This is a genomic window from Candidatus Nitrotoga fabula (assembly GCF_905221025.1).
Taxonomy (GTDB): Bacteria; Pseudomonadota; Gammaproteobacteria; order Burkholderiales; family Gallionellaceae; genus Nitrotoga; species Nitrotoga fabula.
In genome coordinates, this window is the sequence record NZ_CAJNBL010000002.1 from 44,242 (window position 1) to 65,051 (window position 20,810).

Sequence of the window (20,810 nt, forward strand, 5' to 3'; positions counted from 1 at the left end):
TGAGCTTAAAATTGAGAAAGATGCAAAACTTTGGAAAACAGCATGGATAGGAAAAAATTTATTTTGCTTGTTGAAGACAATCCTGATGATGAAGCACTTACCATGCGTGCCCTCAAGCAAAATCATATCGAAAATAACGTGGTTGTTGCGCGGGATGGGGCAGAGGCGCTTGATTACCTGTTCGGCAGAGGAAAGTACGCAGGCCGAGATTTGAATGAAATGCCAGCGTTAATTTTGCTTGATTTGAAACTTCCGAAAATAAATGGTCTGGAAGTTTTGAAACAACTGCGAGCCAATACGCTCACTGCACTGTTACCTGTGGCCATTTTAACTTCCTCAAGCGAAGAGCACGATCTGTTGACCGGCTATAAACTTGGCCTGAACAGCTATATCATCAAACCTGTGGATTTTGACCAGTTTATTGATGCAGTTTGCAACCTTGGGAAATATTGGCTCTCCATTAATGTAACTCCTCCAGGAAGTGGGCTGTTGAAATGAGCAAGCCAGTATTGCGTACGCTGATTATTGAAGATTCGGAAGATGATGCTTTCCTGTTAGTACGATTCTTGCAACAGACCTATGAACTCAAACATATACGGGTAGATAGTGCCGATGGGTTAAAAAAGGCCCTGCAAGATGGCGAGTGGGACCTGGTGCTTTCCGATCATGCCATGCCTGGATTTGATTCATTTTCTGCATTAAAAATTGTTCAGCAAAGCAGGCATGATTTGCCATTTATTATTGTTTCCGGAGCGATAGGGGAAGATCTTGCAGTGGCTGCTATCAAGGCCGGAGCGCATGACTACCTGTTGAAGAGTAATCTGAAACGTCTGATTCCCGCCATAGAGCGTGAACTTCAGGCAGCTGAAGCAAGACGCCTCCAGTTTCAGACTGAGCAACGTTTCCGCGCAACATTTGAGCAGGCAGCTGTAGGTATTGCGCATGTCGGGCTAGATGGACGCTGGTTGCGGGTTAATCACAAACTTTGCGTGATTTCCGGCTACTCTGAAGATGAGTTGTTAGCTCGAGACCATTCCAGTATTACTTATCCTAACGATTTGAACGAAGAACTTGCCAGCATAAAACAAATTCTGACAGGTGAAGTCCCGAGTTCCACCAAAGAAATACGCTATGTCCGTAAGGATGGTTCACTGGTATGGGTGAATTTAACATGGTCCCTTACTCGTACCAGTATGGGCGAACCGGATTACATTATTGAGGTGATCGAGGATATTACAGAACGGAAGGAGGCCACGGAACGGCTTCGCTTGTTCGCCCGAATATTTGACACCATCAATGAAGGGGTTGTCGTGACGGATGCAAGCAACCATATCCTGTTTGTTAATCCGGCATTTTCCGAAATTACTGGGTATAGTCCGGCCGAAGCGATCGGAAAAGATCCTAATATGCTGCACTCTGGTTTGATGGACCAGATTTTTTACGACAAGATGTGGCAGAGTATCAGGAAAACAGGACGATGGCAGGGTGAAATAAGCGATCGGCGCAAAAATGGAGAGAGTTATGTAGAGTGGCTGAGTATTAGTGCCCTGAAGGACAAGCAAGGAGAGCACAGTCACTATATTGCTGTAATTTCAGACATTAGCGAGCGTAAGGCTGCAGAAGAACGCATGGTTTATATTGCGCAGCACGATTTTCTCACTGGTCTTCCCAATCGGATGGTGCTGCATGACCGTCTCACGCAGGCAATAGCCCATGCTGAACGTGAGCAGCGCAAGGTAGCAGTTATGTTTCTGGACCTGGATCGTTTTAAAGTAATAAATGATACATTGGGTCATCTTGTCGGGGATAAACTGTTGAAAATTGTTGCCGACCGCATCAGCAGTGTTGCTCGCATTACGGATACCGTAAGTCGGTTAGGCGGCGATGAATTTGCCGTATTGTTGACATACGTAGATCATGCCGATGATCTCGGGGCCATTGCATTGAAAATTCTGAAATGTGTTTCTGGACCTTGCGTGATAGATGGTAATGAAATAGAAGTCACAACCAGCGTGGGAATCAGCGTATTTCCTGAAGATGGGAATGATAGTGAATCCCTGCTTGCGCATGCCGATGCGGCAATGTATCAAGCCAAGCTAAATGGAAGAAATAATTATCAGTTTTTCACTCATGACATGAACAGACGTTCTCTCGAACGCATGTCGATGAAAAACAAATTGAGTCATGCTTTAGAACGGGACGAGCTCTATCTGCTTTACCAGCCCCAAGTGGATTTGCAAAGTGGCCATGTTGTCGGCGCAGAGGCGTTGGTGCGTTGGGATCACCCCATGTATCAAAATGTATTGCCATCGCAGTTCATTCCTATCGCGGAAGAAAACGGCCTGATTCCCCAAATCGGGGAGTGGGTTTTACGTGAGGCATGCCGTCAGAATCAAGTTTGGCGTATGCAAGGTTTGAAAGAGATCACCATGGCGGTCAATCTTTCAACCATACAATTCCGGCAAAAAAATCTTGGTGAAACGATCAAGTTGATTTTACGTGAAAGTGGTTTGCCTCCTTCTGGCCTGGAACTTGAAATTACCGAAGGTAGCGTTATGCATGATGCGGAAGCTGCAATTTTGCTTCTGGAAGATATGAAATCCATGGGATTAAAATTGTCAGTCGATGATTTTGGCACAGGTTATTCCAGTTTAAGCTACCTCAAGCGGTTCCCAATTGATAAATTCAAGATTGATCAATCCTTTGTGCACGATCTGGCCACTGACAGGGATAGCGCAGTGATTGTAAGCGCGATTATCACCCTGGCACATGGGCTTCATTTAAAAGTAATTGCCGAAGGGGTTGAAACCGCAGAGCAGGTGGCCTTCCTGAAAAAACAAGGATGTGACGAAGTTCAGGGATATTACTTTGGAAAGCCAATGAGCGCGGAGCAATTCACCCTGCTTCTGGTTTCAGGGAAAGAGTTGCCGAGGTTGCAAGGTTGAACTTTTTGAGGTCATTTCAATTAGTGTGCGGATGAGCGACAGCGGCTTTTGCTATTTATTTCTCCGCCAGGGAAATCAGGGATGCGATCTATCGGTTTCGGGTGTTATTATCCGTTAATTGTGAAGAGCAAAAATAATTGTTTGATAAATTGGTGAACAGATGAATAGCAGTGAAATACGTCTGAAATTTCTAGAATACTTTGCTTCCCAAGGACACACCGTCGTACCTTCAAGCCCGCTGGTTCCAGGCAATGACCCCACGTTATTGTTCACCAATTCCGGTATGGTGCAGTTCAAAGACTGTTTTCTGGGTCATGACATGCGTCCCTATATCCGCGCTGCCTCCTCGCAGCGGTGTGTACGCGCAGGTGGAAAGCATAACGATCTGGAGAATGTAGGTTATACCGCGCGTCATCATACTTTTTTTGAGATGCTTGGTAATTTCAGTTTTGGAGATTATTTTAAGCATAGTGCCATAAAGTATGCATGGGAATTGCTTACTCAGGTTTACAAGCTGCCTGCCGAAAAACTCTGGGTAACGGTTTACGAAGAAGATGATGAAGCTTATGGCATATGGGCTAACGAGATTGGGGTTCCTACAGCACGCATTGTACGTATCGGGGATAAGCCGGGTATGCGGTATGTCTCTGATAATTTTTGGCAAATGGCAGATACAGGCCCTTGTGGCCCCTGCTCAGAAATTTTCTATGACCATGGGCCTGAGGTATGGGGGGGGCCGCCGGGTAGCGCAGAGGCAGATGGCGATCGCTATATCGAGATATGGAATCTGGTGTTCATGCAGTACAACCGTGACGAAAATGGTGTGATGCATTCCTTGCCCAAACCATCCGTGGATACGGGAATGGGGCTTGAAAGAATTGCTGCAGTATTGCAGCAAGTACATTCCAATTATGATATCGACCTGTTTCAGAACCTGATTTGTGCTGCTGCCCGTGAAACTAATACCAGTGACCTTACGAATAACTCACTGAAGGTAATTGCCGACCACATTCGTGCCTGTTCTTTTTTAATCGTGGATGGGGTGATTCCTGGAAATGAAGGACGCGGCTATGTATTACGTCGCATTATTCGCCGTGCAATCAGACATGGTTATAAACTGGGTTGTCGTGCAGCGTTTTTTCACGGAATGGTAAAAGATCTTGCCAAGGAGATGGGGGGGGCGTACCCTGAACTGGTCGATGTGCAGGCAAATGTAACCGAGATTTTGCGCGTCGAAGAAGAAAGGTTTTTTGAGACAATCGAGCATGGCATGAAAATTCTTGAGGCAGAACTTGGGAATATTACATCCGACCGGCGCGATGAAGCGGCAACTGGAGGTGCGAAGGTAAGAGAAAGCATACTTTATCACGCTCCTGTTCTTTCTGGCCAGGTTGCTTTTACATTACATGATACTTATGGCTTCCCGCTTGACCTGACCCAGGATGTTTGTCGTGAGCATGGAGTGATTGTTGATGATGCCGGTTTTGAGCATGCCATGACGCGACAACGTGAACAGGCAAGAGCTGCAGGGAAATTCAAATTGACGACAGGCCTTGAATACGAGGGAGTCAAAACGCAATTTCATGGTTATGAACAACTGATTGCACACGGCAAAATAGTGGCGCTATATAAAAATAACGTGGCAGTACAGGAATTGTCAGCTTCTGAATCTGGGATTGTAGTTCTGGACAATACCCCGTTTTATGCAGAATCTGGTGGACAGGTGGGAGATATCGGCGTATTGAAAACTGCTTTTAGCAGCTCTGTTTTTCAGGACAAGGGCACCAGAGACGAATCAAGGTCTGCGTTTTTTGTTGTGGAAGACACTCAGAAGATTCAAGCCGACGTTTTTGGTCACCATGGGCAGGTAAAAAGCGGTACGTTGAAGCTGGGTGATATGGTTGATGCAATAGTTGATCAGGCTGCGCGCGCACGCATCATGCGCAATCACTCAGTTACGCACCTAATGCACAGGGCACTGCGAGATGTCTTGGGAAGCCATGTGCAACAGAAAGGGTCACTGGTTGACCAGACAAAAACCCGTTTTGACTTTTGCCATCATGCACCAATGACTGAGATGCAGATTTGCGCGGTGGAAAATCGGGTAAATCAGGCTATTCAGGCCAATACCGAAGTGTGCGCAAAGGTTCTCCCATATGATGCAGCAATCAAGTTGGGAGCCATGGCGTTATTTGGTGAAAAGTATGGAGATGAAGTGCGAGTGCTGAGCATGGGGGAATATTCCACGGAATTATGCGGTGGTACCCATGTGCAGCGTACTGGCGATATTGGCTTGTTCAAAATTGTCATGGAGGCTGGCGTGGCAGCTGGCATCCGGCGTATTGAGGCAATCAGTGGAGAGAATGCCGTGAAATGGGCTCAACAGCTGGATGCAACCATAAAGGAGACTGCAGCCGCATTAAAGGTGCAGCCTAACGAGCTGACTCAGCGCATCGACCAGTTACAGAACTCGATGAAAATGCTGGAAAAGGAACTTGTCAGCCTGAAGTCAAAAATGGCATCTTCGCAGGGTGAAGAACTATTCAATCAGGCAATAGAAATTGGAAATGCGAAAGTGCTGGCTGCAATCCTGCAGGGAGCAGATAACAGAATGCTGCGTGAAACAATGGACAAGCTGAAAGATAAACTTAAATCGGCGGCTATAGTGCTGGCTTCCGTAGCCGACGGGAAAGTGATGCTTATTGCTGGTGTAACTCCCGATCTTACTGGCAGAGTTAAAGCCGGAGAGTTGGTAAATATGGTAGCGCAACAGGTTGGTGGAAAGGGTGGCGGTCGCGCAGATATGGCGCAGGCAGGAGGAACACAGCCAGAATCCCTGCCAGCAGCGCTTGCTTCTGTATCAGACTGGGTAAAAGGAAAGCTATAGCTTTGTTGCTGCCAGCAGAAATGGACAATCATTGCGTATGTCCCGTTCCTGCTGGATAGCTTCCTGATGGCAGAAACTTGCTTTGGAAACAAGCTAATACCAGTAAGGCCACCTCCATCCATACCGTCCATCCCAAGTATTCCACGGATTATACCAGTAGGGACCATAATAGCCGTTAAAGTAGGGGTATGGTGGACCATAATAATAGGGGGAAAGCTGCGCCCATAAATAGACGGTTTCTGCCTTGATCTGCGGGTAGCGATATTCATATTCCCCGAGTTTGCGTGTGCTGATACCCTGAATGGTTCCGATAACTGTTATTTCCCGGCCTTTTGCATAGACGACAGGATCATAAAAGAGAGGAGTGCATGCGAGGAATCGTCCCGACGTAGCATCTGTTTCCAGAGGTCTTGCGCTTGAACCTAATGGATAACTGACGACTTCAAAGCAAGTTTCGTCTTTTCCCGGCTCTGTATTGACTATCGTGCCACCCCAGCGCACACGCTGACCTTCAAGATTTTGGTTCTGGGCTGCAAGTGGAGTAACTTCTGCAAATGTGCCCACCAATAATTGATTCGGGACGGTGGAACACCCTGTTACCGCAATGGGAAGCATTATTAAAACAAATGTCCGGAAATTCATGGTAACCTCCTGATAGTTATTTATCATAATTCCACCAGACAAATCAGTATCTGGTTCCCTCTACTATATCAATCTAGGACCTTCAGTCCGGGTTATCCGGAATTTCGATTGCTGGAAAAATCGGAAATCCCATAATATGGAGCGGGTTTTGGCCATAGATAAACGGATTCTGCATTAATTTTCGGATAAAGATATTCATATTCACCCACCCTGCGCGTGGTAGTGCCCTGGAGGATGCCGACAATGGTGACCTCTCGGCCTCTTGCATATACTTCCGGCTCGTAAAAACCGGGGACGCATGCAATGAAACGACCTGATCGCATGTCTGTTTCAGGAGATCTGACGCTAAAACCCAATGGATAGCTTATTACCTCAAAACAGGTTTCATTTCTGCCGGGTTCGGTATGTACGATGCTACCCCCCCACCGTACCCGCTGGCCGGAAAATTTTTCGATTTGAGCGGTATGGGGAGTAATGTCAGCAATGGTTGGATCGGTAATGCATCCCGCGATTGCGAAAGGGAGTATAAATAGCAAAATCCGGTATTGCATGACGCCCTCCTTATTATTATGCAGGCTAATTGTAATCAAACTGCCTAGGATTGGGACTGTTTTTATATGATTGCTAAAATGAACAATTAGGTTAAAATCTCATGCTACGGTATTTTAAATATAAAGGAATTGAATCGTGAAAATGAAATTTGCATTACCGATGTTTCTGCTAAGCGCATCCATTGGCTATGCGCATACTGCGATGGCAAGCTATTATGATGTCAAACCACTTGCGGTACAACGTGTTTATTTTATCGAACCCATGGATGGTGCGGTAGTTGAAAGCGAATTCAAAGTGGGAATGGGCGTGCAGGGAATGGAAGTCATGCCTGCTGGCACCATAGCAGAAAATACCGGACATCATCATCTTCTGATTGATGCCACGCAGCAGATCAATGCCGGGGAAACCATTCCAGCAGGGAGTGACAAGCATCTTCACTTCGGGAAAGGCCAAACGGAAACCAAGATAAAACTGGCTCCAGGCCCGCATACTCTGACATTACAATTCGCTAATGGCGCCCATGTTTCATATGGTGAAAAAATGCGAAGCACAATTCATGTGACTGTAAAATAAGACTTGGCCAGCCAGATCGAACGGCGGATTCATGTCCGCCGTTTTGCAGTCCAGTATTCCAAGTATCCAGCGTGCCAAGCAAGCAAAGCAGGGTAGTGATTGTTTGTGATTATTCACCTTCACCGCTATTGCTTTACGGATCATGCAATCATGAGTCAGCATAACGGATCTCATGACATTATGCGATGACTATCTTTTTCTTCTGCGCCCGATTGTTCGACATATATAAACCCGATACCCGCCTGGTTACATGCCCATGGACTTTCCTTCCTGTAAGCGCGAAACAAGTACCAGGAAAATTTACCCGGAAAGCAGTTTGATAGATTTGTGTCTGGAGCTCAGGCAGGAAATGCCTGCAAGACCTCATGTATTAAAACTGGAATGTGATTCTAAAATAAGAAACAGCGGTGAAATCCGCATGTTTATGTATTTGACTCTCGACAATCCAGTGTACCGCTGCTAAATTCAAATTTTTAAATTGTATCGGACTGAATCAATATTCATATGGATAAACCAACACAGCATCACCACCTGCTAATTCTTGGCTCAGGACCAGCTGGCTATACTGCTGCAGTATATGCTGCTCGCGCAAACCTGAAACCAGTTCTGATCACTGGCATGGCGCAAGGAGGGCAGCTGATGACTACCACGGATGTCGAGAACTGGCCCGCTGATCCGACTGGGGTACAAGGCCCTGATTTGATGTCGCGCTTTCAGCAACATGCAGAGCAATTTAACACCGTCATTATTTTCGACCACATACACACGGCCAAGCTTCAGCAAAAACCATTCTGCCTGATCGGTGATAGTGCAATTTATACCTGCGACGCTCTGATTATCGCTACGGGCGCTTCTGCACAATATCTGGGTTTACCTTCTGAAGAGAAGTTCATGGGCAAGGGAGTTTCTGCTTGTGCAACTTGCGATGGCTTCTTTTACCGTGGACAGGATGTCGCCGTTATAGGGGGGGGCAACACGGCGGTCGAGGAAGCGCTTTATCTGGCTAATATTGCACGCCATGTAACCCTTGTGCACCGGCGCGATACTTTTCGTGCAGAACGCATTACCATGGATCACTTGATGAAGCAGGTTGAAAAAGGCAAGATTACCCTGCAGTTGAATCAGGTATTGGATGAGGTTCTGGGTGACGATAGCGGTGTTACCGGCATTCGCCTGAAAGAAACGCAAACAGGAAAAATGCAGGACATCCCGCTGACGGGCGTTTTTGTCGCGATTGGTCACAAGCCGAACACGGATATTTTTAGTGGCCAGCTTGAAATGGAAAACGGTTATATCCTTACTCGTGGCGGACTGAATGGCAACGCTACTGCCACCAGTATTTCCGGCGTGTTTGCAGCAGGAGATGTGCAGGATCATATTTATCGTCAGGCGGTCACCAGTGCAGCCAGCGGATGCATGGCGGCATTGGATGCTGATAAATTTCTAAGTGCACAGCATCATCTCAAGTAGCAATATGGCGGAAAAAAAGGGGGCGACGTCACCCGATAGTGATCTGCTATTCCAGCAGGCAATGGAAGGAGTGACTCCTCTACCGTCCCTCAATAGGGTGGCTGCCATAAAACCTGTTCATCAGGCTCCGGCAAGAAATAACCCTCAAGTTACCCGGTCTTTGATTCCAGATAACCTTTCGGACAGTTTTGCTGAAGAAGAGGTTGCGCCAACCGAATTTTTACGTTCTGGAATGCCGAAAATGATTCTTCGTAAATTACGGCGAGGTCACTGGCAAATACAGGATATTCTTGATTTGCATGGCTATAACAAGGATGCCGCACGCAAAAGGCTGCTTGAATTTTTGTATGACGCAGTCGGGCGCAAACTGCGCTTCGTGTGCGTCATACATGGCAAAGGTTGGCAAATGAATGGAAGGGAAGGCTTGCTGAAAAGTCATGTTCGGCACTGGTTGCCTCAACATCCGGATGTACTGGCATTTTCTGAAGCGCCAAGGAATGCCGGAGGGAGCGGTGCGGTTTGGGTACTGCTCAGAACAGGAGACAAGACCAGGAAAGTTTCAGGGTAATTTAAAGCTGCAACGTGCTGAATAAATGGAATGATTCTAGGCGCAATTTTTATCATGACAGACCCTGGACTTATCCACATTGCGCATCAGTTGATTACTGAGTTTTCCGTCGGTACATTGTCTTGACGGAAGAATGTAGTTTACATAGACTCCCTTCAATACAACCTACCTGTTGTCAGTTTCCCCAGGGAAAATGGTTGATGATCGTTTTATAATTTTTTACAATTTTTATTTTGCTGAACAGGAAAACAAATGCCTACCATAGAAGTCAATGGCAAGAACTATGAAACCGACAATGAAGGTTACCTTATCAATTTTAACGATTGGGATCTGGATTTTGCAAAATTTGTTGCAAAGAAAGAGGAACTGGAATTAACGGACAATCACTGGGAGATACTCAATTTCTTGCGTATGTATTACCAATACCATCAGACTCCCCCAAATATTCGTGAATTGACCCAGGCGGTCAGTGAAGAAATAGGAGAAGAAAAAGGCAAGAGCCCGTATCTCTATGACCTGTTCCCTGAAGGTCCTGCACAGCAGGGAAGTAAAATTGCCGGACTGCCACAGCTTTTTGTAGATCCGAATGAATATACCGTAATCTGATCTCCAGCTGTCATATTGGATTGAAACGGATTTTTCCGGAGTATGGTTTCTGGAATATGAAATGAACAATCCCGCAGCTTGTTGCGGGATTGTTCATTGAGCCTGGTTGCTTGCCGTCATATGTGCTTTATGCACCCGGGATATACCAGGAATTTGCGCCAGGTTACCCCAACGTAAATTCCGTCCATTCTACAATTTGCGATCAGCGTGCAGCCTTGGCTAGTGCAGCCAAGGTATCCGCTCCCAGATCTGGACTGTAAAAACCCAGATTTTCTCCGGTCTCATCGATGCTTACCATTGGCATTAATCCTGCAGCCAGAAGCGATTCGTTCTTGGCTACACGATGCGGGTCATGAGGGTCAGTGGTACCTTCATTGGTGTATATATCAGAACCTGCTGATTTTTCAGCTTTCTTTTCCATGAGATCTTCCAGCGAATATAACGCCCGCTGGTTCAGCAAGGATACTGCATAGGTGTCATATTCCCGCAGAAGGTAGGAAAGCACAAGGTTACCCTGGACACCCTTCTGGCCGGTCGATTTTACTTGAAGAATTGCACTTTGAATGACACGATGGAACGCGAGGGTAGGTTTTGCTGCAACCGCAGGCTGTTCGTCGGATCCACTGCTTTCCGGGACGAGAGGGGTATTCTGGTTTATGTGATCCACCAGCAGCTTGCGCAGCTCTTCAATGTCTTTGATTCCATGGGCTTGCAACGTTTCTACCGCTGATACGTTATCAAGCATGGATAGCAGCAGGTGTTCCACGGAAAGGATTTTATGCCGGTTGTTGCGGGCATCTGTAATAATCTGGCGAAGACTGGTTTCCAGATCTTTTCCGAGCAAATCAGCCCGATAGAGTTTCCACATGAACGATTCCTCCGGTTTGAATTATAGCGAATGACATTATGGTCATAGACCTATGCCGTAGCCAGTTTACTGGCGGCCGGGTTAATTCCTGACCATTTGATTAAGTATATTATGAAAAGATATACCTAGCAAATGCAAGGACTTTCTGCGTGTGACCCGACTTGGACTTTCATGCATTCCCTTTGTGGATCATTGCATTTTTTTATCAAGTTTTTCAGATTTCAGGCAGGGTCGCCATACAAGGATATTTGCGCAATCTTATCGTGTGATATCCAGATTGCTAAGAATTTGGTAAAAATTATTCGGGCAGGATAGAATCCATACTGTTAACAAAAATTTTCTATCGGATTTTTTGCGGCAATTTCCCGGGATTATGTTTGTTTGCCAGCTTATATCTCTGAGACCTTGTCAATTTAGTGATTGAGTCAACCCACGAGTTGGCGCAATCCGAACGGATCTGTAACCGAAAGTTTATTTAGAGGTAAAACACTATGTCAATTTCCATGTATCAGGCCTTTGTTCCGCCCGTCGTTCATTCGCTTCGCAACCTGAAGGGAATGCTTGAAAAAGCGATGGTATATACCGAAGCTAAAAACATCAACCCGTCAGTCCTGGTCAACGCAAGGCTTTATCCAGATATGTTTCCGCTGTCGCGCCAGGTTCAAATTGCAGCGGATATCGCTAAAAATGGTTCCTGTCGTCTTGCAGGCATCGAACCGCCTAAATTTGAAGACAACGAATCCACTTTTCCTGAGTTGATGGCGCGGCTGGAAAAATCGATTGCATTGATCGAGACTTTTCGGCCCGAACAGATTGATGGTACGGAAGGGAAAGTCATTCATTTGCCAATGCATGACAAAACAACCCTTACATTTAACGGCTTGTCATACTTGCTTAATTTTGTAATACCTAATGTTTATTTTCATGTCAGCACCGCCTATGCGATCCTGCGTCATAATGGGGTGGAAATTGGAAAACAGGATTTTTTAGGTAAAATTTCCTGATTTTTATCCGATAAAACAGTAAAAATGATGCATACGCCAGCAAACGGAGGGTAAATCCAAATTACATATCTGTCATTTTTTGATTTTCGGTGCCAATAAATTTGAAAACAGCAGATGTTTCTGGAAACCGGATGGAATGGGAGATTGAATGATTTTTTGTTTTTGTGCCTTATACCTAAAGCTGCATGTCAGATTGCCGCTGTAAATGCGTTCGACTGGCTAGACTGGAGAAGCAATGATGAAAATATTTAGGGGGAATCCTATTCGGCAGTGGGTCTGGATTGCTGTCCATGCAATCATTTTCTTGTCTGCAAGCTCATCTGCAAGCGCCGAACCGGCCACGGCAGCAAGCTGCCCTGATAAAGATCTCAAATTGCCTACGGTGATGTCCGTTAAATCAGACCGGCCTGCTACAGATGCAAAGCAGGCTGCCATGGGAGAAAAAATTATCGTTGAACTGCAGGGGCTTACAGAAGCAATGCGTAGCCCATGCTTTGACCCTAAGCAGCTGGTTCTGTATTTCGACGGGTATCCCCTGGATGGAGTTTTTCCCGATACTATCGATCCAACGCGGAATGAATTGACTTTCACGCCAAGACGTAATGAAAAAAATAATGGAAAGTGGTCTTCTCTGATAGGAAGTCCTGGACAATTTCTCCGTCCGGTCAAAGTCAGTGTCGGACTGCCAGATCAGTTTGCCTTTCCTGTTGATCCATCCTCCAGAATTGATGCAAATTTTAATAACTTTGAATTTATTGTTTTACGAAAAGACTGGTTTACCGGCCTGGTAATCACTTTCATAGTGCTGATCAGCCTGTTTATCTGGCTGGCAAAAAACAGCAACATCATACGTGATTCAAAACCACCCTATCCTGATCCGGGAAGAGAGAAACCTTACAGCCTTGCAAAATTCCAGGCTTCATTCTGGTTTATTCTGGTAGTTGCATCCTTTCTTTTTATCTGGGCAGTGACCGGTGATCATACCAGCATACTTACGGAGCAGACCCTGATTCTGATTGGAATAGGTATTGGCACTTCTCTAGGATCCGCCATGATAGACAGCAGCAAACAGGAAGGAACCGACAATGAACTGGTCGGATTGCTTCCACAGGAAAGCAAAATTGCTGCCGAGCTGGATATCAACAGATCTGAGATCGCAAAACTGGAAGCGTCCACCCATGCACCTGCTGCAACAGGCAGTGTCGAATCAATGGATTTGTTGCGCAAGCTGAAAATTGATACAGCGCAGAAAGCAGCAGAACTGGAGGAAATCCGAAAAAAAATTGCAAATGTCCGCTTAGAGTTAAGTAATCCGATTTCCCGGGGGTTTATCAAAGATTTGCTCTCGGATGCAAGTGGCGTAAATTTCCATCGGTTTCAGATGCTGGTCTGGACACTGGTTATGGGTTTCATTTTTTGCGTAGAAGTTTACAAGACCTTGCGCATGCCCGAATTTAGCACCACATTGCTGGCCTTGATGGGAATTAGCGCCGGCACCTATCTTGGTTTTAAAATTCCGGAAGTGCAAGTTCAAAAATAAGAGACTGCACTGGTAATCCGATTCATGAAGGCATGCATGACGAATGGACTGAAGTCAGGTTCTGCCTGTGTTCGGAGCGTCTGATACGAGTACCTAAAAATGGGTCTGTTGTGAGAGTTAGCAGGCGCTTGTGGGCGAAACATCTGTACAAATCGAAGAATGGGGCACAAGACAGGGAAGTTCATGGAATTTCTTCCGTGGAGAAACCGACCCGGGCTTGCTTTCATCTGTTAAAGATGTACAATATATTCATCTTTGTGAGATCATTTTTTATCGCAAAGTTGCAACATTGCTATTTTTCATAACTCCTTGTGCGTTACTTTATTATAGGCGCTGCTTCCCTGGCGCCTATTTTTTTAATTCTGATGCCAAGGGTCACCCTGCTGACTCATTCCATTTACCGGTACGCCTCCATAACAATCAAGCTTACCGCATGTGCTGAATTCTCGCGGGTGCTATACCGGCACGTAAAGCCATTTTTTCCAGTTCGGCAATAAAAAATATCAAGAGGCCGGCGCACAGCACCTTGAGCCATTCGAGTATAGACAGGCTGGTAGATTGAAATATTGCCTGCAACAAAGGAATTTCGGTATAAGCGAATTGCAGCGCGATACAAATGACGATGGAAATCAGCACATAATAATTTCCGGTCAATCCTTCGCGGTTCATTACTGAAGCAAAAATGTAGCGACTATTCACCAAGTAGAAAATTTCTGCCATGACGATGGTGCTGACGGCTATCGTGCGCGCCGATTCGATACTGGTTCCGTGATTCAGTTCCCACAGAAACAGGAAAAGCGTACACCCCATCATCAGCATGGAGACCATCAGTACGCGCCAGATGAAAAATCCAGACAAGAGAGGTTCTTCAGGTGGTCTAGGACGACGACTCATAATGTTCCGCTCGGCAGGTTCAAAGGCCAGTGCCAGTCCCAGCGTGCTGGATGTGACCATATTGATCCACAACACCTGCGCCGGTGTCAGCGGTAAGGTCAGTTCAAACAGGATCGCCGCGATAACCACCAGCGCTTCTCCGCCATTTGTGGGCAGCATGAACAGGATGAATTTCTTTATGTTGTCATAGACTGTCCGACCCTCGCGAACCGCATTGACAATCGTGGCGAAATTGTCATCGGCGAGAACGATATCCGAGGCTTCCTTGGCTGCCTCGGTGCCTTTCATGCCCATAGCCACGCCTACATTGGCCTTTTTTAACGCAGGGGCGTCATTGACTCCATCACCAGTCATTGCTACGACCTGGCTATCTTCCTGTAACGCTTGAACCAGACGCAGCTTATGTTCCGGGCTGGCACGGGCAAAAACATCGACTTGCAGTACTATCCGGCGTAATTGAGCATCATCCACCAAGGCAATGTCCGCGCCACTCATTGCCTTTTTGCCAATACCGATATTCAGTTGCGCACCGATTGTGCGGGCGGTTTCTTCATGATCCCCGGTAATCATTTTTACCTGTATTCCCGCACGATGACATTCGGCAATTGCCTGAACGGCTTCCTCGCGTGGTGGATCTATGATGCCGACCAGGGCCAGCAGGGTATATCCGCTTTCCACATCAGAGAAATCAAGATGCTCTTTTGCCGGAGTGGCGCGTTTGCACGCCAGGCCGAGCAGACGCAATCCACTGGCAGCGGTGCGGCTGGCCTTGCGGTGCCAGTAATCAGCAACGAGTGGCCTTTCACCATCGTCATCCAGTTGCATGGAACATATCTCCAGTATCCGTTCCGGCGCCCCTTTGACGAAGATCCAGGGTTCGCCATCGGAATCGCGATGATAGGTAGCCATGAAGCGGTGCCGCGAATCGAACGGAATGGAGCCAACCCTGGGCCATGCCGCGTCTGCAATATGTTGGTGAAATCCTGCCTTATTGCCCGCTACCAGCAGAGCTCCTTCCGTGGGGTCTCCTTCCACGCTCCATTGTCCATTTTCTTCACACAGGCGCGCTTCATTGCATAACACCCCTGTGCGAATGGCCATGGATAGCGCCGGGTAGTGGTCCGGGTCGATGATACGGCCTTCTTTGCTAAAGTCCCCAACGGGGGAATACCCCGTACCCCCGACATCGAAAATGTGGCCGGCGCAGATTATGCGCTGTACAGTCATTTCATTACGTGTAAGGGTTCCTGTCTTGTCCGAGCAGATCACCGTAACCGACCCAAGAGCTTCAACTGCTGGCAGGCGGCGGATGATGGCGTTGCGCCGGGCCATACGCTGCACCCCAATTGCCAGAGTGACGGTCATGATCGCAGGCAACCCTTCAGGAATCGCCGATGCAGCCAGCGCAACAACCATCAAGAACATTTCTGCAGGTGCAATATTTCGCCACATCGTGCCAAGAATGAAGGTTATGACGCACAGGGCAATGATGACGATGGCCAGTACCCGGCCAAAACCGTCGATCTGACGCAGAAGAGGGGTGGTCAAACTCTGGATGCCTGTGAGTAACTGGTTGATTTTCCCCAGCTCAGTCATGCTTCCAGTAGCAATGACTATGCCCGTTCCCATACCATATACCACTACAGTCCCGGAATAGGCCATTCCGTAACGGTCGCCCAGTGGCGTTGCGGCTTGTGCTGTATCCGTGTTTTTCTCAACGGATACGGATTCGCCTGTGAGCGCGGCCTCGTCGATGCGCAGCTCTGTAGTTGAAACCAGACGCAAATCTGCTGGAACGCGATCCCCCGCTACGAGGATAACCCAATCGCCGGGCACCAGGTTTTCTGCATTTACTTCGTGTTTTTTACCGTTCCGGATTACCGTGGCACGCGGGGAAAGCATTGCTCGGATTGCATCCAGAGCTGCTTCAGCCTTGCCTTCCTGGATAAAGCCGATAATGGCATTGATCACCACTGCCGCAAGCAACACCCCGGTATCGATCCAGTGTCCGAGCAATGCTGTAATGACAGCTGCTCCCAGCATCACATAAAGCAGGATATTGTGGAACTGCATGAACAGTCGGAATAGCACACCCCGGCGTTTTTGCGTAGACAGCCGATTGGGGCCATATTGTTTGATACGCTGGGATACCTCGGCCGCATTCAGGCCGGCGGACCCGGTTTTCAGGGTCTGTTCGATCTCTGCCTGGGTCAACGTATGCCAAAGAAATGTTGGACAAGGATCAGTTCGATCAACAGCTTTCAATTGAATGCCTCCATATGGCGGGTGATGTTGCGGTTCAATCTCCTGCTTGCTGCATGATAGATAAGTATGCGCCAGAACTATATAGCACACTGGGAAAAGTCATCCGGTTCATTTGGCGGCTTCCGGGTTCAGGAAGACCGGTCTCGAGTTCCTGAGCAGGACATGATGAGGATGGCCTGCCATAGGGTCTCACTTCTTTTCTTCTGATGCAACCTGGGATGCAACGCGACATTCAGAGTATGAATTGAAATCAAAAAACAGATCGGGATAATTAAACTTATGATCTGCAGGATTGGCTTGGCAAGCCTGGGGCGGGGAAAAAAATGATTGTATTCAGGCTAAAGCAGTTTAAATTTGGCTTGTACCCTTTCTTTTGTTCTTGTCTTTAATGTTCTTTTGTTTTAACGAGACCTTGCGATGATTTCTGCCTGTTCTGGTTGCGAGCAGTGGTTTTTCTTCCGGAGCGACGATAAGTCGCTGACCTGGCTTGAGTATGCTCAGGTTGCCATTCCATTGTCTGAGTTGTGCAACACTTACCTTATAATCCCTGGAAATCTTACTGAGCGTGTCTCCTCTGCTCACCGTATATCGGGTATCTTTTACAGGTTCCTGTTTGCCGGAAAGGGCAGAAAGCGTTTCAAATACCCTGGAATCATTTTTCGCGATTTCCTCATTTGCAGGAACCAGCAGCATCTGCCCCTGGGTAAGCCTGGTTTTGGGTGAAAGACCATTCACGGATTGCAGCGTTTCTACGGATGTGCCGTAGCGTGCTGCTAGTTTGTCTAGCCTGTCACCTTTCTTGCTGTTGTATGTTTTCCAGGAAACCAGCGGTTGACTGTTATTCGCCAGATTTGTCTGAAAAGTTTCCGCCTTGTCCACAGGCAGTAACAATGCTTCGGAATTTTCCTGAAGGATCACGGGTCGGTTATGAGCCGGATTTAGTGCACGAAACTCGTCCAGGGTAACATTTGCCAATCTTGCGGCAAGCTTTACGTCCATATTTTTTTCGGTATTGACTGCAACAAAATAGGGACGGTCAGGGACAGGCTGCAACTCCAGTCCATAGCTGGCTGGATTGTCGACAATGTTTTTTATTGCTTGAAGCTTGGGAATATAATTCCGTGTTTCGGATGGCATATTCAGGCTGGCATAATTGGTGGGCAGTCCGATTCTGCGGTTATGATCCAAAGCGCGCTTTACTGCACCTTCCCCCCAGTTGTAGGCTGCAAGTGCCAGTTCCCAGTCGCCGAACATGCCATGCAATTTCTGCAGGTAATCAAGCGCACCAATGGTTGCACTGACAATATTGCGTCGCCCGTCATACCACCAGTTCTGCTTCATGCCAAAGTTTTTTCCAGTGGAAGGAATAAACTGCCAGATGCCGGCTGCATTGGCGGAAGAAAAACCACCCGGATTGAAAGCGCTTTCGATCATCGGCAACAGCGCGATTTCTGATGGCATTCCTCTTCGTTCCACTTCTTCCACAATGAAATGCAGATAGCGTTTGGCGCGTTCCGTCATCCGCCGCACATAGTCCGGCCGGTTGGCATACCACTGTTCATGATTTTCAACTAGCTGGTTATCCGTATTCTGTAATGCGTAGCCATTGCGGATACGTTGCCATAAATCATTGTGCAAGTGAACGGGGGTGGCATTGGAAATCGGTTCAGGACTGGTAGAAAAGGAAGGAGGCTGTAACAGCGATTCCTCTGGCCTGACAGCGGAATCGCTGTTCGTCAAGACATCTCCTTCTGCGAGTGCTGATCGTATTTCGACAGTCGAAATACAGGTAACACAAACAAAAATAAGAAGATTCTTTAATTTCACTTATAGTGATCCGTAAAAAAACATCAGTAAGTATTTGATAAAAAATTGATTAAATCCAAAATCCAGCCTGGCGGAACCCAAGCCATGTGAAACATGGGCTGCTAAAAATAAATGGCACGTCTGTTAGTGTGTGTCAGCTGAATTTTCTTCCGTTTTTCCAGCCTCAGCCAACACATGGCTGAGTAACATGTTGTTTCGGCTAACAGGAGTTTCCAGGCTGATACGTCCTAACGCTCCGGTGCGATAATCCTGCAATAGCATGAAAGCAGCCCTTTCCCTGTCCGGCACGCCTCCCTTAAGCAGATAACCGCGTTTTTTTGCAATCGAATCCACTACGCCTTCCCCATCCAGTGCTTCCAGAGAAAATCCATAGCGTTTTCCCAGCAGGGCAGGGTAGCGGTCTAACAGGATTTCTCCCAGAAAACTGGCTACTTCTTCATCTATTATGGCATTTCTGCCAATTGCATGACTTGCAGCCAGCATAAAGCCGTCGCAATCATATTCAATTTTTGGCCACATTAACCCCGGGGTGTCGATCACAGTCATCTGCTCATTCAGCTCGAATCCCTGCTGGTTTTTGGTTATCGCGGGCTCATCGCCCACGGCCGCTACTCTGCGTTTCAGCAATGCATTGATTAACGTGGATTTCCCGACATTGGGGATACCCATAACCATCATGCGCAAGGGTTTCAGCCTGCTGTCACGATGGGGGGCGAGCTTTCCGCATATGGCGGGAATCCTGGCTACATCACCGGGTTTCTTGCAGGATAATGCAATCGCCTTGACGTTTTTCTGCCTGTTATAAAAATCCAGCCATTCTGCTGTAGTTGCAGGATCTGCCAGATCAGCCTTGTTCAGGATTTTGAGGCAAGGCTTCTGACGAAACAGGCGCAGCTCTTTTATGACGGGATTGCTTCCGGCTTCCGGCAAGCGTGCGTCATGCACTTCAATAATTATATCAACATGCTCCATGGTTTCTGCAGCTTTTTTGCGGGCAGAGACCATGTGACCAGGGAACCACTGAATGGACATTCGAAATCAACGGGTGAATCACCCGATCTATTTTACCTGTTTCGGGAGGATGCGTCTTGTTTGTTTCGTATTCCCGGATCATCCGCGGATGAGAGTAATTTAGACGAGCTGCCGATTTTTCATGTTTTGAAATAACAATTAGATTTAACCTATTGAAATGAATGATAGAAAATTCAAATTGTTTATTCGGATTCTGTCATCACGCACAGCGGAATACCGTTACCATAGAAATGCACTGGCTTTCTTTCCCAGTATTTTGCCATTGAAAACCAGGGTAGCGGGAGATTCAGACAGGCCGGTGCAGACATGCAGCGGCAACAAATGCTCTTCCCTGGGATGGCAGTAATCAGCGTAGGGGGCATCTCGCCAATGAATCAGTCTGGTTTCACGTTCCTGTGCTGAAAATCTGCTATTAGTGCAGGTTTCAACCAGCCAGTCGTCAAATGCGACATTTTTTTCATCTTCCCCCTTGCCGGATGCAAAAAATGCCTTCATGTTGTGGAAAGAAAAGCCGGAACCAATGAACAGGATATTTTCCTGTCGCAAACTTCTCAGGGCTTTCCCGATTTTTATATGCAATTCCGGGTCTAGACTATGAACCAGTGATAGCTGAACGCAAGGAATGGATGCTGCTGGGAACATGATTTTTAACGGGACAAACAGGCCATGATCGAATCCTCGCTGCGCATCCAGACGCGCCTGCACGCCATGCTGCTGCAGCAGGTGAACCATTTTTCCTGCAATCTCCGGGGAACCGGGGCAAGAATACTGTATCTGGTAAGATTCTTCCGGAAAACCATAATAATCGAACAGCAGCGCAGGCGCTTTGCCGCTGGTTACGGTAGCCATATCCGCTTCCCAATGTGCGCTGATCACTACAATTGCAGACGGGTTTCCCAATTGTTGCGGCACCCTCTGCAAGAAATCGACAAGCTGCCGGTGTCCTGCGTCACCCAGAAGAGGCAATGGACCGCCTCCATGGGGCAGGAACAGAACGCGGCCGGGTTGATCTGGATTTTTGGGTTTCATGATTGTCCTCCGTTCCCTGTAGTGTACATGCCACAAAATTCTTTGCTGACCGAGTTGCCACCGGCAGCCGGTGCAGTCGATGCCTGTGCCGGGCAGCGTTCCCGGGTA

General features: G+C 47.3%; 16 protein-coding genes. 9 read left to right on the forward strand and 7 right to left on the reverse strand.

What is annotated here, in order from left to right; all coding sequences use genetic code 11:
* The first annotated feature begins 42 nt into the window (after window positions 1–42).
* From KJA68_RS00315 to alaS, 3 genes are all read left to right on the forward strand, one after another.
* Complete coding sequence (locus KJA68_RS00315) at window positions 43–498, forward strand: response regulator (RefSeq protein WP_213034932.1); 456 nt, start codon at window positions 43–45, stop codon at window positions 496–498.
* Complete coding sequence (locus KJA68_RS00320) at window positions 495–2,945, forward strand: EAL domain-containing protein (RefSeq protein ID WP_213034933.1); 2,451 nt, start codon at window positions 495–497, stop codon at window positions 2,943–2,945. The genes KJA68_RS00315 and KJA68_RS00320 overlap by 4 nt, the downstream gene beginning before the upstream one ends.
* A gap of 160 nt (window positions 2,946–3,105) precedes the next feature.
* Window positions 3,106–5,832: an alanine--tRNA ligase gene (alaS, locus tag KJA68_RS00325; RefSeq protein WP_213034934.1), complete on the forward strand. Its 2,727-nt coding sequence runs from the start codon at window positions 3,106–3,108 to the stop codon at window positions 5,830–5,832.
* Between the two features lie 93 nt (window positions 5,833–5,925).
* On the opposite strand, the gene KJA68_RS00330 is transcribed toward alaS, so the two are convergent.
* Both KJA68_RS00330 and KJA68_RS00335 read right to left on the reverse strand, forming a co-directional pair.
* On the reverse strand, window positions 5,926–6,474 hold the full coding sequence (locus KJA68_RS00330; RefSeq protein WP_213034935.1) for a Slp family lipoprotein: 549 nt from the start codon (window positions 6,472–6,474) through the stop codon (window positions 5,926–5,928).
* 92 nt (window positions 6,475–6,566) lie between these two features.
* Window positions 6,567–7,025, reverse strand: coding sequence for a Slp family lipoprotein (locus tag KJA68_RS00335; protein ID WP_213034936.1), 459 nt, complete (start codon window positions 7,023–7,025; stop codon window positions 6,567–6,569).
* A 142-nt stretch (window positions 7,026–7,167) separates the two neighbouring features.
* On the opposite strand from KJA68_RS00335, the gene KJA68_RS00340 reads away from it, so the two are divergent.
* From KJA68_RS00340 to KJA68_RS00355, 4 genes are all read left to right on the forward strand, one after another.
* On the forward strand, window positions 7,168–7,599 hold the full coding sequence (locus KJA68_RS00340) for a DUF4399 domain-containing protein (RefSeq protein WP_213034937.1): 432 nt from the start codon (window positions 7,168–7,170) through the stop codon (window positions 7,597–7,599).
* A 504-nt stretch (window positions 7,600–8,103) separates the two neighbouring features.
* The gene (trxB, locus tag KJA68_RS00345) at window positions 8,104–9,069 is read left to right on the forward strand and encodes a thioredoxin-disulfide reductase (RefSeq protein ID WP_213034938.1); all 966 of its coding nucleotides are present in this window, start codon (window positions 8,104–8,106) and stop codon (window positions 9,067–9,069) included.
* A gap of 4 nt (window positions 9,070–9,073) precedes the next feature.
* The gene (locus KJA68_RS00350; protein ID WP_213034939.1) at window positions 9,074–9,637 is read left to right on the forward strand and encodes a Smr/MutS family protein; all 564 of its coding nucleotides are present in this window, start codon (window positions 9,074–9,076) and stop codon (window positions 9,635–9,637) included.
* Between the two features lie 252 nt (window positions 9,638–9,889).
* The gene (locus tag KJA68_RS00355) at window positions 9,890–10,243 is read left to right on the forward strand and encodes a TusE/DsrC/DsvC family sulfur relay protein (RefSeq protein ID WP_213034940.1); all 354 of its coding nucleotides are present in this window, start codon (window positions 9,890–9,892) and stop codon (window positions 10,241–10,243) included.
* A 202-nt stretch (window positions 10,244–10,445) separates the two neighbouring features.
* On the opposite strand, the gene KJA68_RS00360 is transcribed toward KJA68_RS00355, so the two are convergent.
* On the reverse strand, window positions 10,446–11,111 hold the full coding sequence (locus tag KJA68_RS00360) for a Clp protease N-terminal domain-containing protein (protein WP_213034941.1): 666 nt from the start codon (window positions 11,109–11,111) through the stop codon (window positions 10,446–10,448).
* A 491-nt stretch (window positions 11,112–11,602) separates the two neighbouring features.
* Between KJA68_RS00360 and KJA68_RS00365 the strand changes: the two genes are divergently transcribed.
* Both KJA68_RS00365 and KJA68_RS00370 read left to right on the forward strand, forming a co-directional pair.
* Window positions 11,603–12,115 carry a DUF1993 domain-containing protein gene (locus tag KJA68_RS00365; RefSeq protein ID WP_213034942.1) on the forward strand — a complete coding sequence of 171 codons (513 nt, stop codon included), beginning with the start codon at window positions 11,603–11,605 and terminating at the stop codon, window positions 12,113–12,115.
* A gap of 235 nt (window positions 12,116–12,350) precedes the next feature.
* Window positions 12,351–13,655, forward strand: a complete 1,305-nt coding sequence (locus KJA68_RS00370) for a hypothetical protein (RefSeq protein ID WP_213034943.1) — start codon at window positions 12,351–12,353, stop codon at window positions 13,653–13,655.
* A 426-nt stretch (window positions 13,656–14,081) separates the two neighbouring features.
* Here KJA68_RS00370 and KJA68_RS00375 read toward each other — a convergent pair whose 3' ends face one another.
* The 4 genes from KJA68_RS00375 to KJA68_RS00390 all read right to left on the reverse strand — a co-directional run bounded on the left by KJA68_RS00375 (window position 14,082) and on the right by KJA68_RS00390 (window position 20,702).
* On the reverse strand, window positions 14,082–16,814 hold the full coding sequence (locus tag KJA68_RS00375) for a cation-transporting P-type ATPase (protein ID WP_213034944.1): 2,733 nt from the start codon (window positions 16,812–16,814) through the stop codon (window positions 14,082–14,084).
* A gap of 348 nt (window positions 16,815–17,162) precedes the next feature.
* Complete coding sequence (locus KJA68_RS00380) at window positions 17,163–18,554, reverse strand: LysM peptidoglycan-binding domain-containing protein (RefSeq protein WP_246487001.1); 1,392 nt, start codon at window positions 18,552–18,554, stop codon at window positions 17,163–17,165.
* Window positions 18,555–18,764: 210 nt separating this feature from the next.
* Entirely contained in the window at window positions 18,765–19,673 is a 909-nt protein-coding gene (gene ylqF, locus KJA68_RS00385) for a ribosome biogenesis GTPase YlqF (RefSeq protein WP_213034946.1), read from the reverse strand.
* A 219-nt stretch (window positions 19,674–19,892) separates the two neighbouring features.
* On the reverse strand, window positions 19,893–20,702 hold the full coding sequence (locus tag KJA68_RS00390) for a DODA-type extradiol aromatic ring-opening family dioxygenase (protein WP_213034947.1): 810 nt from the start codon (window positions 20,700–20,702) through the stop codon (window positions 19,893–19,895).
* Window positions 20,703–20,810 lie beyond the last annotated feature (108 nt).